The 17,272-nt window shown below is 36.4% G+C and carries 12 protein-coding genes and 1 pseudogene; 11 read left to right on the forward strand and 2 right to left on the reverse strand.

Features of this window, described 5'->3' with window-relative positions; genetic code table 11:
* The first annotated feature begins 511 nt into the window (after positions 1-511).
* The 8 genes from MKY29_RS04535 (at position 512) to MKY29_RS04570 (ending at position 11,989) form a co-directional block, all read left to right on the forward strand.
* Positions 512-2,329 (forward strand): hypothetical protein, encoded by a 1,818-nt coding sequence (locus MKY29_RS04535; RefSeq protein ID WP_340879119.1) that lies wholly within the window; start codon positions 512-514, stop codon positions 2,327-2,329.
* Positions 2,330-2,334: 5 nt separating this feature from the next.
* The gene (locus MKY29_RS04540; protein WP_340879120.1) at positions 2,335-3,396 is read left to right on the forward strand and encodes an alpha/beta hydrolase family protein; all 1,062 of its coding nucleotides are present in this window, start codon (positions 2,335-2,337) and stop codon (positions 3,394-3,396) included.
* An 80-nt stretch (positions 3,397-3,476) separates the two neighbouring features.
* On the forward strand, positions 3,477-4,907 hold the full coding sequence (locus MKY29_RS04545; protein ID WP_090565400.1) for an extracellular solute-binding protein: 1,431 nt from the start codon (positions 3,477-3,479) through the stop codon (positions 4,905-4,907).
* A 26-nt stretch (positions 4,908-4,933) separates the two neighbouring features.
* Positions 4,934-7,204, forward strand: a complete 2,271-nt coding sequence (locus tag MKY29_RS04550; protein ID WP_340879121.1) for a heparinase II/III domain-containing protein — start codon at positions 4,934-4,936, stop codon at positions 7,202-7,204.
* Between the two features lie 67 nt (positions 7,205-7,271).
* Positions 7,272-7,913, forward strand: a complete 642-nt coding sequence (locus MKY29_RS04555) for a YesL family protein (protein ID WP_340879122.1) — start codon at positions 7,272-7,274, stop codon at positions 7,911-7,913.
* Between the two features lie 343 nt (positions 7,914-8,256).
* On the forward strand, positions 8,257-9,210 hold the full coding sequence (locus MKY29_RS04560) for an ABC transporter permease (protein WP_340879123.1): 954 nt from the start codon (positions 8,257-8,259) through the stop codon (positions 9,208-9,210).
* Positions 9,211-9,429: 219 nt separating this feature from the next.
* Positions 9,430-10,305 carry a carbohydrate ABC transporter permease gene (locus MKY29_RS04565; RefSeq protein ID WP_269920637.1) on the forward strand — a complete coding sequence of 292 codons (876 nt, stop codon included), beginning with the start codon at positions 9,430-9,432 and terminating at the stop codon, positions 10,303-10,305.
* Between the two features lie 64 nt (positions 10,306-10,369).
* Positions 10,370-11,989: an extracellular solute-binding protein gene (locus MKY29_RS04570; RefSeq protein ID WP_340879124.1), complete on the forward strand. Its 1,620-nt coding sequence runs from the start codon at positions 10,370-10,372 to the stop codon at positions 11,987-11,989.
* Between the two features lie 59 nt (positions 11,990-12,048).
* Here MKY29_RS04570 and MKY29_RS04575 read toward each other — a convergent pair.
* Both MKY29_RS04575 and MKY29_RS04580 read right to left on the reverse strand, forming a co-directional pair.
* Positions 12,049-12,915, reverse strand: a pseudogene (locus MKY29_RS04575) (IS3 family transposase); the annotation flags it as partial.
* Complete coding sequence (locus MKY29_RS04580) at positions 12,876-13,436, reverse strand: helix-turn-helix domain-containing protein (protein WP_241600786.1); 561 nt, start codon at positions 13,434-13,436, stop codon at positions 12,876-12,878. The gene MKY29_RS04580 and the pseudogene MKY29_RS04575, both read right to left, overlap by 40 nt.
* 480 nt (positions 13,437-13,916) lie before the next feature.
* On the opposite strand from MKY29_RS04580, the gene MKY29_RS04585 reads away from it, so the two are divergent.
* Genes MKY29_RS04585 through MKY29_RS04595 form a run of 3 tightly spaced genes read left to right on the forward strand, consistent with a single transcriptional unit; the run spans position 13,917 to position 17,255 of the window.
* On the forward strand, positions 13,917-15,161 hold the full coding sequence (locus MKY29_RS04585; protein ID WP_340879125.1) for an Nramp family divalent metal transporter: 1,245 nt from the start codon (positions 13,917-13,919) through the stop codon (positions 15,159-15,161).
* Positions 15,162-15,179: 18 nt separating this feature from the next.
* On the forward strand, positions 15,180-16,196 hold the full coding sequence (locus MKY29_RS04590) for an NAD-dependent epimerase/dehydratase family protein (protein ID WP_340879126.1): 1,017 nt from the start codon (positions 15,180-15,182) through the stop codon (positions 16,194-16,196).
* Positions 16,197-17,255, forward strand: coding sequence for a dihydrodipicolinate synthase family protein (locus MKY29_RS04595; protein WP_340879127.1), 1,059 nt, complete (start codon positions 16,197-16,199; stop codon positions 17,253-17,255).
* Positions 17,256-17,272: the final 17 nt, after the last annotated feature.

Consider the following 17,272-nt stretch of genomic DNA (forward strand, 5'->3'; position numbering starts at 1 on the left):
AATACGAATGTTTACTTAATATCGCAATATATTATTCGTTTTTATAAAAAGCGATTCCGTTGATTGGAGTGGCAGGCGGCGACTCCAGCGGGAACAGCGCGAGCTGAAAGCCCCGCAGGAAAGAAATTGGTCGAGCTTTGTTTGACCAATGTCTTTGCGACGAGTAACCGCAGGAGCATATGTTTTCGTAGTGACGAGGAGATTAAGCCGTGCCCACGGAAAGCATCCGCCTAGAGCGGAAATCAGCGTTGTTCGGATTTAATTATATAATATTCTTTATGAAATTGATTTAATTACAAAAGCAAACATTGATTTTATATAATAATTTTTTGTTCGTTTTTTTATAAAGTCTATTTCGTTGATTGGAGTGGAAAGCGTTCGCCTGTTTCTGCATCGCTGCGCTAGCTTCGTAACGCGTTGGAGCAGAAATCAACGTTGTTGGGAATTCACTATTAAATATGTTTTTATGAAATTGATTTAGTTAGTAAATAATTCTGGAAGGAGGGTTACAGTGCATAAAAACCTATTTACAGACCATGGAATTCCAGTTTCCGCAGAGGAAGAAAGAACAGCTGCATTATGTAGAAATGAGAAGGGTGACTGCAGGTTTGTTATTGCTGCCAAAGGATTTGTTGTTATTGTTAATCTTGAAAATGGTCATATAAAACAAGTGTTTTTTCCTGATAATAACGATGAATATCCTTATTCCTCGTTTAGTAGCGATGGATTATTCTACACTGGTGCTGCAAATATGTTCATGGTATTGGACCCTTTTTTAGAGCAATTCATTTATTACAAGAGGATTGAAAACGGGGAAGAAATTGTAGGATTTAGCTTTGCGGAAGATAGAGCGCGTAATATCTATTTCACCTCGTATCCACATTGTCATTTACTCTGTTATTCGCCTCTCTCAAAAGAAATCATCGATTATGGCAGGGTGGACTATAGCGAAAAGTATCCAGGGAGTGTGGCAGTGGATCAATCAGGTTGGGCATATATAGGAATTGGAACGGAAAGTAAAAATATAGTAGCCTTTCATCTAGAAAGAGGTTTGAAAAAAGACCTTATAATAAAATCTCAAAGACAAAAAGGCACTGGCTATGTTCACTTAGGAGATGACGGGTTTGTATATGGACATATAGGAGAAACTAGTTCTCCACAATGGATGAAGTTTTCAAATGGAGACTTCGAATCCATAAATGTTGAAAAGGTATCTCCCTCTTTTTATTCTGGTACAGGATTTCAAAGGATTCATAGGTATCAGGATGGAAATTATCATATAGAGAGATACAGCCTATCTAAGGGGCTTATTGAACTAGTTAACAGAGAGACAGCACAAACTAAAACTATACATTTTAGTTATACTTCGGACGGAGCGAAATTGTCTACTATTTATCTCGGACCAGATGATTATATTTATGGTACATCTATGCACCCACTACAATTTTTTAGCTTTGATAGCTGCATGAAAAAAATGACTAATTTTGGTGGAGAGGTTATTGAAAAAGGAGGAGGCGGAAATATTGCTGCCTATGCCTCCTATGGGAATTTACTTATAGGCGCAGCATACGCAGGAGGGAAATTATTAGTTTTTGATACGACTAAGAAATTTAGTAGGAGCGTAAATCCAAAATTGGTTGCACAGGAAGAGAGTATTCATAGACCTCGCTGTGCAATTGCTTTAAAGGATCATGAGCATATTGTATGGGGAGGGTTTCCTGGGTATGGAATGATTGGCGGATCATTAGGTATTTATCATATTGAAACGGAAGAAAACCATCTATTGTCTCATGAAACATTAGTTGAAAATCAAAGTACGATTAGCCTTGGAGAATTGAGCTCCGGAGATATCCTTGGCGGAACGAGTATCGAGACACCTGGTGGAGCAGAATCACGAGAAAAAGAAGCTCGTTTATATATATTAAATTGGGAGACCAAAAAAGTTAAAAATAGTTTTGTTCCGATAGAGGGTGCACGTGAAATTACTCAACTATTTATTGACAAGTATGACTGTGCCCACTGTCTTACCGATCAAAGTACTTACTTCGTTTGCGATCCATATACGGAACAGATACTATTCCAAATAGATTTATCCAACTGGGGCCAAACTGTTCGAAATTGCTTTACTTATGATTTACAAACTAACACGCTCTACTGTCTTCTTAGTCATACTTTACTCAGTGTAGAGATACAAGGGAAACATTACGTAGAACCTAAGGTAGTTCATACACTACCAATGGACGCTACCAGTGGTATTGTTCAGAAGGATAGCCGAATTTACTATGGGAGTGGAAGTCATTTATTCAGTATCCAAATTGGGGAGGGATGAAGACCATGTATATATTAAAAGAAATCGAAAAAAATGGACCTCCACCATTGTTGCATAATGTAAGCGATATGAAAGAATGGCATGAGAAAAGATCTACGATTATGCAGAACTGGCTAGATTGTATAGGTGGTCTTCCTCCACTAGTTAAAACGAGTATGAAGATAAACTACTGGGAAATTCATACCGGTTATTACCTGATCAACATCTGTTATTCCACGGTTTACAAGGACTGGGTACCAGCGAACCTTTTAGTTCCTAAAGTTAGAGGAGAAGAAAACATTGCATCCAAAAGTGATGTACTTCATTTATTGAACTCAGCTAATCGCGAGCAATTTCGGGCAGTTCTTGCTCTCCATCCAACTAGTGATAGTGGAAAGGAAGACATAAGTACAGCAACAGGTAGGAAAAATAGACAATACGGATTGGAGCTTGTTAATAGAGGATATGTTGTTTTAGCTCCAGATACGATAACTGCAGGAGATCGAGTATTAAAGAATGAACAGCCATTTCAAACAGCAGCATTTTATAAAAGTCACCCAAATTGGTCAGCAGTTGCTAAGATGATTGTTGATCATAGGCAGGGTATTAGCTTGTTGGAGGACCTAAGTATAGTAGACACCTCCAAAATTGGAGCAATTGGACATTCGTTAGGCGGGTATAATAGCTTCTTTCTAGCAGGAGTCGACAGTAGGGTTAAAGCGGTAGTTTGTAGTTGTGGATTTTCTCTTTTCGCTCAAGATCCTGAGAAACATCGCTGGGGCAGAAGAGATTGGTTCAGTCATATACCTAAGATTAGTGATTACATCAATGAAGGTATCGTCCCGTTTGAGTTCACTGAAATTGCTGCTCTAGTTGCTCCAACGCCTTTATTCATGTGGATGGGGCAAAATGACAGCATATTTCCTCATTGGGAACCGGCAGCAAAAGGCTTTTCTGAACTTAACTCCTTATATGAATGGCTGGAACAAGAGGGGAAATTTCAATCTTTAATAGGGAACTCTGGACATGACTTTCCATCTGAAATTCGCCAAAACGCCTATACTTTTCTAGATAAATGGTTGAGCTAAAGTAGTCCTTCAAGTTTACATTGCAAAATATGCTATTCTAATTAAAAGTAGAGCAATCATTTAGTAGGGAGTTGTGACAATTGCTAAAACGCAAAAGTGTATTTGAAAATCGCTATAACAAGTTTATTCATGAATTAAAAGAAGAAATTATCTCAGGGAAGATAAAACCTGGTGAATTCATTCTTCCAGAAAACACATTAAGTAAAGTATATGAATTAAGCAGGGTTTCCATTAGGAAGGCATTGGCAGAGCTCGTAGAGGAAGGTCTAATTGAGAAGATACCTGGAAAAGGTAATCGAGTAACTATTCCAAATGATACACAAAAACAAACTATTACACTTGGTTGGTTTTCAAATTCTTATGAGATCGAAATTATACGAAAAATTATCAAACGTTTCGAGCAACTCAACCCGTTCACAAAAGTAAATCTACAAATACTGCCTAATAGTCAGTATATATATAATCTGACACAATCCTTAAAGCATGATAATGGACCTGATGTATTTATCGTATCTGATTACCATTTTCGAGAGTTAATGGAGTCGAATTCTTTAGATATGCTAGAACCATTCTTACCAGAACATGTTGACATAGAAAAGGATAGCTATAAGCAAGTGTTTGATATGTTCACATATAATCAGACGGTACCTGTTACGCCATTTGTATTTTCACCAGTGATGATCTGCTATAATCGACGAATGTTTGAAGAAGCAGGGATTTCAAAGAACTTCAAAATGGAAAACTGGGATGACTTGTTAGAGTTATCAGCACGTACAACAAAGGGATTACAAAGTGACAGTATTATTAAAGAATATGGCTTTTGTTTTTCATCTTCTACAAATCGGTGGCCGGTGTTTCTGTTGCAAAACAAAGGATTGTTCATGGCAGAGGACCGCTCTAAATCAGTAATGAACAGAAAAGAGAATATAGAAGCACTGAATTACTGTGGTGATTTAATGTATAAGCATCAAGTATCGCCTATCTTCTCTCACGGAAGTAATGAGTTAGCAGAAAATCTTTTTATGCGAGAAGGGGCAGCAATGATTTTGACTACCTATTATTTTATGAATGAATTTAGAGATCATAAGATTAAATGGGACGTCTTACCGCCTCCTCAAAATGAAACGCCGGGAACACTACTCTTGGGTGGTGCTTTAGGTATTAGTGCAAATAGCAAAATTAAAGAAGCAGCACAAGCACTTGTTAGCTTTATGGTAAGTACTGAAGCACAAACATTGCTCAAGCAAAATGGATGTACTATTCCGATGCTTCGCATAGTTGCAGAGGATAATAATCTTCTGCAGCCAGGAGTTCATCCGGAACAATATAATGCTTTTAAAGAAGTAATGGGAACATCCAAGACGATTAGGGATCTTGATCTGACAATAGAGGAGTTTGAACTAATCGAACGAGAGATGCAATTTTTCTGGGCCAATATGGAAAAAGCAGAGGATACATGTAAACGAATAGAAGAGCTTCTTAATTTAAAACAAGCAACATATAACGTTTAAAACGTTATTCAAGGGGTGTACTTGTGATGAAATTTGCTCAACATCTTAAGGGATTAAAGCCACATCCTCGAATTTTATTTAATGACGAGGAACTAAAAGAAATGAAAACAAGAGTGGCAGATAAGAAACTGGAAAGCAGCATTGATTTTAACAATTTGTGGTATGAAATACTGGAATTAGCAGAATCATACATAGCCGAAAAAGAGTTTACGGTCGTCTATCCAAGTTGCTCTGTTCAACTAACTATTCCTTTGCCATTAATACAATTAGAGCCTGTTGGAGATCCTCCAGGATATATAGATTATCCTTTTTGGACGATGTATTCTCGAGCTATTGAAGAAAGAATCCGTGTTTTATCCTTTGCTTATGGAATAACAAAGGATAAAAGGTTTGCTGAAAAAGTAAAGGAGTACCTCCTTGCACTATCTTCGTTTACAAGATGGTTTGAATTTCCGCTACGAGGTGCGGAAGGTAATTTAAGTAATGCGCATTTTACAATAGGTGCAGCTATTGGATATGATGCAATTTTACATACTTTATCCAGCACCGAGAAAGATATGATTAAACATGCTATTTTGACAAAAGGTTTACAGCCTTTCCGTATAGATTTTAATAATCATGATAGTCATAATATTATTGCATCGAAGCAAGTAGCGATGCTTATCGGATCCCTAGCCATCTTAGATAGTGATTGTAAGGACGAAGTGGAACCATTCATCTTCAACTCCTGTATTTATATAAGCAATTACTTAAATAGTAGGCTAATGGATCCGGACATTGAAGGGCTATTGTATTTAAATGTTGCTGCAAGGCATATTTTAATGGCAGTAGATACGTACCATCGTTCAACAGGAAATAATGAATTTCTCCAGCATTCATATTTTAGTTTTCTTCCTGATCTATTCATCTACTCACTTGGGACTGGTGGAAAGGTGAGCTTTGTAAACTTTTCAGATTCATTTTATAGCTTGGATATTTCTTATCTTATGTCGATACTTGCATCTAAAAACCAAAATCGTATTGCAAGCTGGTATATAAATAAATTCTCTGGAAGTCATTTGGAAACGTTGTTTCATACGAATAATTTACCTGCGCCTTTAGATCCAGAAAAATACTATGGAAATAGGTGCGCCAATATTTTTTCTACGATAGGTTGGGCTTCATTAAGAAGTGGGTGGAAGGATCATGATCATCTATTAGCTTTCAATTCAAGCCAGTCCGCAAAGAATCATAATCATTTTGATCAAAACAATTTTATATTACATGTTGCAGGAGAATGGCTAATATCCAATCCAGGTTATCAGGATTATGTAGAAGGGCCAAGGAGAGATTTTACGATTGGGACAATAGGGCATAACAGTATGCTTGTTAACGATAAAGGACAATCTCAATTAGGAAAAAGTAAATTTGTAGACTGGTATTCATCTGAATACTATTCTTTTGTTAGCGGAGAAGCAGCTGGTGCTTATGACAAGAGTATTTCACAATGGGAGCGAAAGATAGTACATATCGATAATAGCTATTATCTTGTTATAGATAAAGTTGTTAAAGAGGATAAGGCTAGCGTACTTAGCTTTCTTTTCCATACAACAGCACAAATATATGCAGGAGATAAAACTTTGCTGCCAGGAGAGAAGACAGCAGAAACGCATATCACATTCGTTGGAAACAACGTTTCTGCTTCCATTTACAATTGCTATCCAAAAGATATAAAGATAAGTGTAGAACAACATAAGGGAGCAGAGGAGTATGGCTCATATCTACAGATAGTGCCACAGGAAAAAGAACAGCTGCAATATTTAATAACAATGCTTGTTCCTGAAGCTTCAAAAAACGAATTTGCTTATTCAGTAAATAGAGTAGAGTCACAATTTCATATAGAGATAGCTCGTCAAGGCATTACGGATCATATTCTTGTTAATGAGAATAGAGATTTTGTGTGGCAAACATCCTCTAATGGAGAAATTGGTCTTCAAGGAGAACAGAGCTGGATTTCATTTCAGAACGATGACCGCAAGCTAAGTAAGTTTTCTGTAGTAAATGGGACCTGTTTGAAAGTACAAAGTGATTATATATTTCAATCGTCTGAGGAAATGAATATCTCTGCTCAATTTAACGACATAGGAGCCAAAATACAACTTGAACTTCAAAAGAATACTCAGATTTCACTGAAAACTGCTCAACCGACAATTCTATTAGTTAATAGTGAAAAGCATTTGATAAACTATCAAATTGCCCAGGAAATGCTTGAATTATATTTGGAGCAAGGATTATATGAAATCGAACTATTCATTTAAAGTAGTGAAAATTTGTATTTAAATAACTGAATTTTCAATAAAAAATGCATTTAAAGAGGTGGTTTACATGGAACTTACTGGATGGAGAGGTTCATTATATCATTATATGGATTGGGCATTAAAGCTTGCATATTTAAATATTCTTTGGTTGATAGGAATAGTAATTGGTGCTGGAATTGCAGGTTTTTTTCCATCAACCGTAGCAATGTTCTCTGTACTCAGAAAGTGGGCACAAGATGAAGGTGATGAACTTAAGGTATTCGCTCATTTTAAAAACGAATATAAAAGGGAATTCTTAAAGTCTAATAAATACGGCTATTCATGGGCGGTACTTGGATTAATATTGTACGTGGATTTACAGTTTTTTCGTGGTATTCCTACTATCTGGGCATTAATAGTTTCTTTATTCTTTTTTATACTTGGTGCTATTTATATAGTTGCTTTACTTTATGCATTTCCAGTTTATGTTCAATATAAACTGACCTTAAAGCAGTATTTTAGAAACTGCTTACTCATTGTTCTTTCTAATCCCTTGTTTTCTGTCCTAATGGTTTTAGGATTCTATTTTCCATATTATTTAATGATTAAAATTCCGGGATTACTACCGTTTTTCGGAGGTAGCCTTATAAGCCTAGTGTTAATGATGATTTCTAACAAAATGTTTACGAACTTAGAGAAAAATAAAAAGGCACATGAGTCAATTTCATAACTATTATTCATTTTAATAGATTAATACTTAAGAAGTATCCCAATTTTTTATTCTGTTGTTAAGAAAGCTGAACTTGTTGATTGGTGCGCAAGGTGGTGTACACTCGGAAAGTGTCCGCCTTAGCGTATATCAAAATGGTTCAAAGTCACTATTTAATATACTTTTATGAAAGTAAGGCAGAAGATAACAGAATATAATTTCAGAAAAATATTGAATTATTGTAAAATTTAAATTATTATTAAATACATGTAATATACATGTATTGAAAGAGTTTAATAGGCAATAAAGTATTTGGAGAAAGGGGAGATTTGTTATTGAAACTAAAAACAAAAAAATTGATACGTTGGATTCAACATTAGCCGTATCAAATAATATCCCGACTAACAGAAAAAAGAAGTCATTAAAAAATAAATTATGGCGAGATCGCTATTTGTTACTACTAATCTTACCAGGAATTTTATATTTTCTTATATATCGCTATATACCAATGGCAGGAATTCTTCTAGCATTTAAGGATTATAGCCCGTTTCGAGGGTTTGCAGATAGTCCATGGGTCGGATTAAAATACTTTAAGTTAATTTTTGAAGATGCTGAAGTTATTCAAGTTATTTGGAATACACTACAAATCTCAATGTTACAAATCTTTTTTGCCTTCCCTATCTCTATTGTACTTGCCTTAATGCTTAATGAAATTAGAAATCAAGTATATAAGAAATTTCTTCAATCTATTGTTTATTTACCTCATTTCTTATCCTGGGTAGTCGTGGTTGGGATAACTGTTATTTTTCTTAGAAGTGAAGGCTTAATCAACAATGTTCTAGTGAATTTTTTAGAAATCAATCCAATCCCATTTTTAACTGATCCAGCTTTGTTTAAGCCAATAGTTATTTTCCAAGTTATCTGGAAGGAATCGGGCTGGGGCACAATTCTTTTTTTAGCGGCATTGTCTGGAATTAGTCCGCATTTATATGAGGCGGCTGTAATAGACGGAGCTAGTCGTTTGAGACAGATGTGGCATATAACTTTACCAGCACTAAAGAGTACGATTGTTATCTTATTAATCCTTCGTTTAGGTAATGTAATGGATAGTGGTTTCGAGCAAATTTTTTTAATGTTGAATCCTTTCAATATGGAAACAGGAAATGTCTTAGACACCTATGTGTACTTTAAAGGGATTCAGCAGGCTAATTTTAGTTTCGCTACAGCTGTAGGACTTTTTAAAGGAATTATTGGTTTAATACTTGTCGTTCTTGCCAATAGACTTGCGAAAAAATTTGGAGAAGATGGCTTATATTAATGAATCATATTTCATCTTTATCTGTCTAGCTCTAGCGCAAAGCACCTCGATTCGCTATAGGTTTACGGTAAAGGCAAAGGATGCCTTTACTCGAAATCCTTCCTGCGTTAGTCGGAGGCTCACACGATGTGAGTCATACAGTCGTTGCGACACGATGTCGCGAACTTAGACTGTGACATAGGCACTTGTGCTTTTCTTATTATGTAAGGAGGTAAGGTTATGTTTAAAGCTACTGGTGGCGAAAGGGTAATGGAAATCTTTAATAACATACTCTTGTTATTAATAGCTGTTACGATGCTATTTCCCTTTTTATACATTTTTTCCGTTTCATTTTCAAGTGTGAGCGATGTCCTCAATAGTGATTTCCTTTTATGGCCAAAGGAATGGGTGACAGATGCCTATACGTATATTTTAGGGTCCGATCAATTTATTCGTTCTCTATGGGTGACAGTTTATATCACTGTGGTAGGGACATTTGTTAATCTAGTTTTTACATCCACGATGGCTTACTCTTTAACAAGAAATATTATTGGGCAACGGTTAATCTTGTTTTTAGTGTTATTTACTGTTCTATTTTCAGCTGGAATGATTCCGACTTATATTATTGTAAAAGAAACTGGTTTATTGAATTCGTTGTGGGCACTAATCATACCTGTGGCAATCAGTCCATTTAATTTAATCATCATGACTCAATTTTTTAAAGGGATCCCTGAGGAACTAACAGAGGCTGCTATTATTGATGGAGCCAATGATATCCAAATTTTTTCTAAAGTGATCTTACCTTTATCAAAGCCAGCGTTGGCAGCATTTGGTCTGTTTTATGCAGTGGGCCATTGGAATAGCTATTTCTCAGGAGTTCTCTACTTGAATGACCCCTCGAAGTGGCCGATACAAGTTATTTTGCGACAAATTGTCATTGTAAATGAACCAAATGCAGCGTTAGGTGGTCATGCAGCAATGGTAGAAGCATTACCGCCTCCAGAAACGGTTCAGATGGCTGCTATTTTATTGGCAACCTTACCAATACTTATTGTTTATCCGTTCTTACAAAAACATTTTGCAAAAGGAGTGATGCTTGGATCTGTAAAAGGATAGTATTTAGAAAATTGTCGGTACTGCTGTTAAAGAAGCCTTACAAAAGATAAATGGAGGGGTTAATGTGAAAAATAAGCACCTAATGATTAGCTTTCTACTTCTTTTCCTTAGTTTTATGTTAGTAGCTTGTACGGATGAAAATACAGATGAGAAAGATACAACTGACAAAGATAATGAAACTGCAGGAGAAAAAGCTCCAAATGAACAGGTTGATCCATTTGATCATAGTGAGAAATATACAATCACGGGGATGACATTCCGTTTCGGTGATCCACCTCCATTAAAAAGTCCTGGTCTAGATATGATAAATGAGCGATTTAACGTAGATTATAAACCAGAGATTATACCTCAAGGTGATTATGTTGAAAAATCTTCTGCCATTGTAGCATCAGGTTCTATGCCAGATTTAGTTGGATTCCAAGCTGGCGATACGCGTTTTTATCAATGGGCAGAAGATGGAGCATTTCTACCCCTAGATGACTATTTATCACATTACGAAACATTAGGGAATATTCCAGACTATATTTACAATTCTTTTAAAGTAGACGGAAAGGTATATGGAATTCCGCGTTATTCCAATCCATATCCTGTAACACCAATTATTCGTAAGGATTGGCTCGATAAATTAGGATTGGAAGTACCAACAAACTACGAAGAGTTAGAGAAAGTTGCTATTGCATTTACAAAAGAAGATCCAGATGGGAATGGAAAGGCAGATACGTATGGAGTAGCTATTGGAGAAAATATTAACCCAAGCTTTAACATGGGAACATATTGGGACTTCAATGCTTGGTATCACCAAAATGATGATGGAGATTTTATTCCAGGTATCATTTCTGATGGAAGAAAAGACTTAGTTCAATTTTTTGCTAATTTGTATAAAGAAGGCGCTATGACAAAAGACTTTGCCGTTCTTGATTGGGCGAGTACTAATAATGAGTTCTACTCCGGTAAAGCTGGAATTTTCGTAGGCGGTGTCTCCGGGATGTCACAGGAGTATTTCGATGGATTATTATCTATTAATCCAGAAGCGAAGCTAGTAGCAATTCCTCCATTTGAAGCACCAGACAAATCGAAAGGATTCACAATGGGTTCAGGTAACTCAGGTATTCTTGCTTTAAATGCTAATCTTGCAGAAGACGAAGGGAAATTATATCGAGCATTAGAGTTAGTAGACTTTGGGAAAACTTATTTCCCGGCTGAGGAAAAAAATCCTCAAAATGCGGACTTTGACTTCTATTTAGGTAAAGAAGGAACTGGTTATAATATGGAAAATGGATTACCTGTCCAAATTCCAACGTTCTCTTCTGAAGGGCTTGCACCATCAACCTATTTCTTGGATAACAGAGAACAGGTTCCAGAGGATGCAAATATTACGTATGCGGATAGCTATACACTACCAGAGTTGAAAGAAATGACTGCATCATTACAAGAAATGTTTGAAACGAGCGAGTTATATGTCGATCCTTCTCATGGTGTTCTATCACAAACAAACCAAGAAAAAGGTACAGATTTATTTCAATTCTTAATCAACGAACAATCGAAAATGATCGCTGGTCAAAGATCAATATCTGACTGGGATGCACTAGTTGAAGAGTACCTTGCAAAGGGTGGCGAAGCGATTATTAAAGAAACAAACGAAGGAATCAAATCTAAAGGATATACAGAAAGAGAATGGAAGTAATATAAAAATGACCTGTTCGCTAATGCGAGGGTAGTGACCCCTTAAAGTTAGAGTTTTATTTATGCAGCTAATTGGCTGGCATGAGTTCGGTATTTTACCGGACTCATGCCGGCCAGTTTTTGTTTAATTCGATCGTTGTTATAGTAATCGATATACTTCTCGATTTTCTTCTGTAACACTTCGTAGTTCATCAATTCCTCCCCGTAATACATTTCTTGTTTGAGTAAGCCAAAGAAGTTCTCCATTACCGCATTGTCCGCACATGTTGCTTTACGAGACATGCTTTGGAAAATCTTGTTTTGCTTTAAGGTTTTCACCCACGAATTATGTTGGTAGTGCCAGCCTTGATCCGAATGAATGGTTGTACGATATTCTGCACGTTCATGAATGATTGGGAGCGCTTGTTTCAGTGAATCCATCACAAATTCCAGTGTAGGTCGTTTAGACATACTGAAACCGAGTATTTCACTGTTATATAAATCCATAATCGCGCTTAAATATAGTTTCTCATTATTTGTGCACTTGAATTCTGTTACATCAGTCACCAGTTTTTGTAAGGCATAAGGTGTGTTGAAACGACGGTTTAAACGATTCTTCGCTACTTTGCCAACAGTCCCTTTGTACGATTTATAGCGAGATTTACGTACGAATTTTACACACTTTAAATTCAATGCATTCATGATTCGCTGCACCTTTTTATGATTGATTTTATGTCCTTGTACTTTTAATTCCGCATGAATTCGACGATACCCATATCGACCTTCATGTTGCTCAAATATTTCTATAATCAACGTTTTCCAAGCTTGATCTGGGTCTTCCTGCTTCATTTGCTTGATATGATAATGATAAGTTGCTTCGGGAATATCAACTTGTTTAAAGATGTCTTTTAATCGGAATCCTTCTTCTTTAAGTTCAAAGGCAATCTCTGCTTGTGCTTTTCGAGGAAGGCATCCGGGTTCTCTCGAAAAGCCTTCAACTTTTTTAAATACGCAACCTCCAGACGAAGCAGTTCATTTTCACGTTCTAACTGTTCCTCACGAGACATTGCTTTTTCTACTTTAGTCGGCGTATCTTTTGTTTTTTTAGGCATAGATGGCCTTCCCTTCACATTTGTCAGGCCCTCTACTCCTTCTTTTAAAAACTTACTATTCCAAGTCGCGATTATACTAGGCTGATTCATGTTAAATCGAATCGCTGTGTCTTGGTAAGAAGCACCTGTTTGTTTCATAAAGTTTAATACATCTAATTTGAATTGAACAGGATATTCTTCATGCTTGGTTTTCCGTTGTAAGCCTTCTTCTCCAAAAGCTTTATAAGCCCTAACCCAATGTTTGATTGCCGTTGAAGATGGAATACCATATTTTTGCGCTAAGAGTAAGTATCCCAGGTGCCCGTTTAAATACTCTTGAACAACCTTTAATTTAAAACCTTGGTTATATTTCGCCATATAAAAACACCCCAAAAGTTAGATTTATTACTCTAACTTTTGGGGTGCAGCACCGAGCAGGTCATTTTTCTAAAAAACTTTGCAAAACTACTGACGCTTTTTGTTCGGGCGTATAGGGTTTTGCCCCGTTCCCATAGGACTAAATGACGGGCGTATAGAGCACTATGTCGGGCGAATAAGTACAGCTCGGGCGTATAGGGTTTCGTCCCGTTCGCATAGGACTAAACCACGAGCGAAAAGAGCGCTATGACGGGCATTCACATCCCGCTAGGTCAGAAAGAGATCATTCTCATGTTATAAGCTCTAGGTTGTAACCTTATTTATTCCGACGCTTTTTAGAAAATAAATGGATCTTACATTTTTCTTTTTGAGAATTCCTCCACCCAAATTAAAGACTTATTAAAGTCATGTCATAAATTTAGTCGGTAAGTTAATATAATTATAGAGTATTCTGAATAATTTGTTAGAGGGGGAATTAGTGTGGTTGTGGAGGGGAAAACAGAATTAGCAAAGGATAGTAAAATCTCAAAAAAGAAGAATATATTTAATTATCTTGGACCGGCTTTAATCACTTCGGCCTTAGTATTAGGTCCAGGAAGTGTTACGCTATCTTCTAAAATTGGGGCAATATATGGCACACAATTAGTTTGGACTATTATTTTAGCTATTATTTTAATGATGGTATTTACAGAAATGAGTACTCGGATTGGTTTAGCAGCTGATCATAGTTTCATTCAAACAATTAAGAAAAAATGGGGATTGCTCGCTGGAGTATTAATAGGGGTTGGTGCATTTTTGGTTACCGCATCATTCCAAGCAGGTAATGCAATTGGTACAGGGATAGCTATATCGACAGTTACAAATATGGATCCTACCATTTGGATTATCATCTTTACTCTCATATCTATTGGATTATTATTTGCAAAACAGTTTTATCAAATTCTTGAAAAAATGATGCTGGTCTTAGTAGTTATTATGTTACTGGCATTTTTGATCACTGTCATAGTAGTTCAACCATCATTAGTAGATATTTTCAAAGGGTTCATACCAGTGTTACCTGAAGGAAGTATGGGATTAATCATAGCACTATTTGCAACAAGCTTTTCCATTGTAGGAGCTGTTTATCAATCCTATTTGGTAAAAGAAAAAGGTTGGAAAATTACAGATGCTGCAAGTGGTCGTAAGGAATCTTTTTTAGGAATTTTTCTTCTAGGTTTTATTTCTTTTCTAATAATGATTACAGCTGCAACTATTTTGAAGCCTCAGGGACTTATCGTTAATGATGCAAGTGAAATGGGCTTAGCGTTAGAACCACTTTTTGGTAGCTGGTCTACTATTGTCTTTATGCTCGGATTGTTTGGGGCATCCTTTTCTTCACTGATGGGGAATGCAACGATTGGTGGATCTTTGCTAGCTGACGGACTGGGGCTAGGTAGCAGCCTATCAAATTTAAAAGTGAAGCTACTCATTATTTTAGTGATGCTCTTCGGTTCTATCATTGGGATTGTATTTGGTTCTGCTCCATTGAATCTAATTGTTTTTGCACAAGCCATTACGATATTTGTTGTGCCATTTATAGCAATTGCTATTTTAGTAATAGCTAATGATAAAAATATTATGGGAGAACTTAAAAATAAATTATTAAGCAATGTCCTAGGGATTATTGGACTAATAGTTTTAATCTATTTAGCTTTCAATAATATAAAAAATATCTTTTTTTCATAAGAAATTGGAGGGATTCATTTGAAAACAGTTGAAGAACTTGAAAACTTAATGACCGAACCATCTGATGCACTAGTAGAAGATATGATAAAAATAGATGGTAATATATTGATATTAGGCATTGGAGGTAAGATGGGACCTACTTTAGCGATGATGGCGAAAAGAGCTATTGATAAAGCTGGTTTAGATAAGAAGGTAATCGGAGTATCCCGCTTTTCCAATGGAACATTGAAAGAAGATTTAGAAAAAGCAGGAATCGAAACAATTTCCACAGATTTATTAGACGATGAACAATTGAAACTGCTTCCGAAAGAAAAAAATATCATATATATGGCGGGCAATAAATTTGGTACGACTGGCAATGAACACTTTACCTGGGCAATGAATACATACCTGCCTGGAAGAGTAGCAGAGTACTTTAAAGGATCCAACATTGTCGCTTTCTCAACTGGGAATGTATACCCATTAGTGCCTTTGACTTCAGGTGGCTGTGATGAATTTCATGAAGTTGCTCCGGTTGGCGAGTATGGTCAATCTTCCCTTGGGAGAGAACGAGTGTTTACTTATTTCTCTCATAAGGATAATACGCCATTAACCGTATTCAGATTAAACTATGCGATCGATATGAGATATGGTGTCTTACTCGAAATTGCTCGCTCTGTGAATAACGGGGTACCTTTAGATTTATCGATGGGTCATGTGAATGTCATTTGGCAGGGGGATGCAAATGAATATGCAATAAGATCGTTATTAATAGCAAGCTCACCTCCAACCATTTTAAATGTAACGGGTCCAGAAACGTTAACAGTTCGATGGCTTGCCAATGAGTTTGGAAAATTGCTAGGGAAGACTCCAATATTTGATGGAGTAGAAAAGGAAAATGCTCTACTAAATAATGCGAGTAAGGCACATAAGTTATTTGGATATCCAAGAGTCTCCATAAGAGAAATGATTGAATGGACAGCAGACTGGGTAGCAAATGATGGAGAAACGATTAATAAACCAACTCACTTTCAGGAACGGAAGGGGCAATTCTAAATGGCTTTATCACAAGAACTACAAAAACATTTACAAGATGGTGCCTTTATCCCTGCTCATCCATTAGCATTGACAAGTGATAAACAATTAGATGAATATGCTCAAAGGAGATTGACTAGATACTATATAGAGGCTGGAGTAGGTGGTATTGCAGTTGGTGTTCATACGACTCAATTTGAAATTAGGGATCCTAAGTTTAATCTATATGAAATTGTTTTACGTTTAGCGATGGAAGAAGTCGAAAAAGCACAGCTGCAGCGTCCGTTTCTTAAAATAGCGGGTGTTTGTGGAGGTACGGAGCAGGCATTAGAAGAGACAAAAATAGCTAAAGCACTAGGCTACGATATGGTGCTTCTAAGTAATGGTGGATTACATCAGCATTCAGAAGATGATCTTATTGAACGGACAAAAGTTGTTGCAAATGAATTACCTGTGTTTGGGTTTTATTTACAACCAGCTGTTGGAGGACGAATTTTTAGCTACGAATTCTGGGAGGAGTTTGCTAGTGTCGATAATGTGGTCGGTATTAAAATGGCTCCTTTTGATAGATATTTAACCTTAGATGTAATACGAGCGGTTTGTGCGTCTCCAAGAAAAGATGAAATTGCACTCTACACTGGCAATGACGATAATATTGTTTTAGATTTATTTGCAGCATACCAGTTTGAAGTAGAAGGTAAAATGGAAAGTAAAAGCATAGTAGGTGGTCTTTTAGGACATTGGTCGGTATGGACGCATGAGGCTGTAAAGCTATTTGAGAAAATAAAACAGGCCAGACTCGATAATGACATAGATAAACATTGGTTTTCTATTGCGCAGGATGTAACAGATGCAAACTCAGCATTCTTCGATTCAAAAAATGCATTTAAAGGAAGTATTGCTGGAATTAATGAAGTGCTTAGTAGACAAGGGCTTCTGCAGGGGAATTGGTGTTTAACTGATCATGAAACTTTAAGTCCAGGTCAGGCAAACGAAATCGATCGTGTTTATGCAACCTATCCGCAGTTAAATGATGATGCATTTGTACAAGAGTTTCTTCGTAATGATAAAAACCAATAAAAAGTAGGAAAAGACAC

The organism is Psychrobacillus sp. FSL K6-2365 (genome assembly GCF_038003165.1).
Classification (GTDB): domain Bacteria; phylum Bacillota; class Bacilli; order Bacillales_A; family Planococcaceae; genus Psychrobacillus; species Psychrobacillus psychrodurans.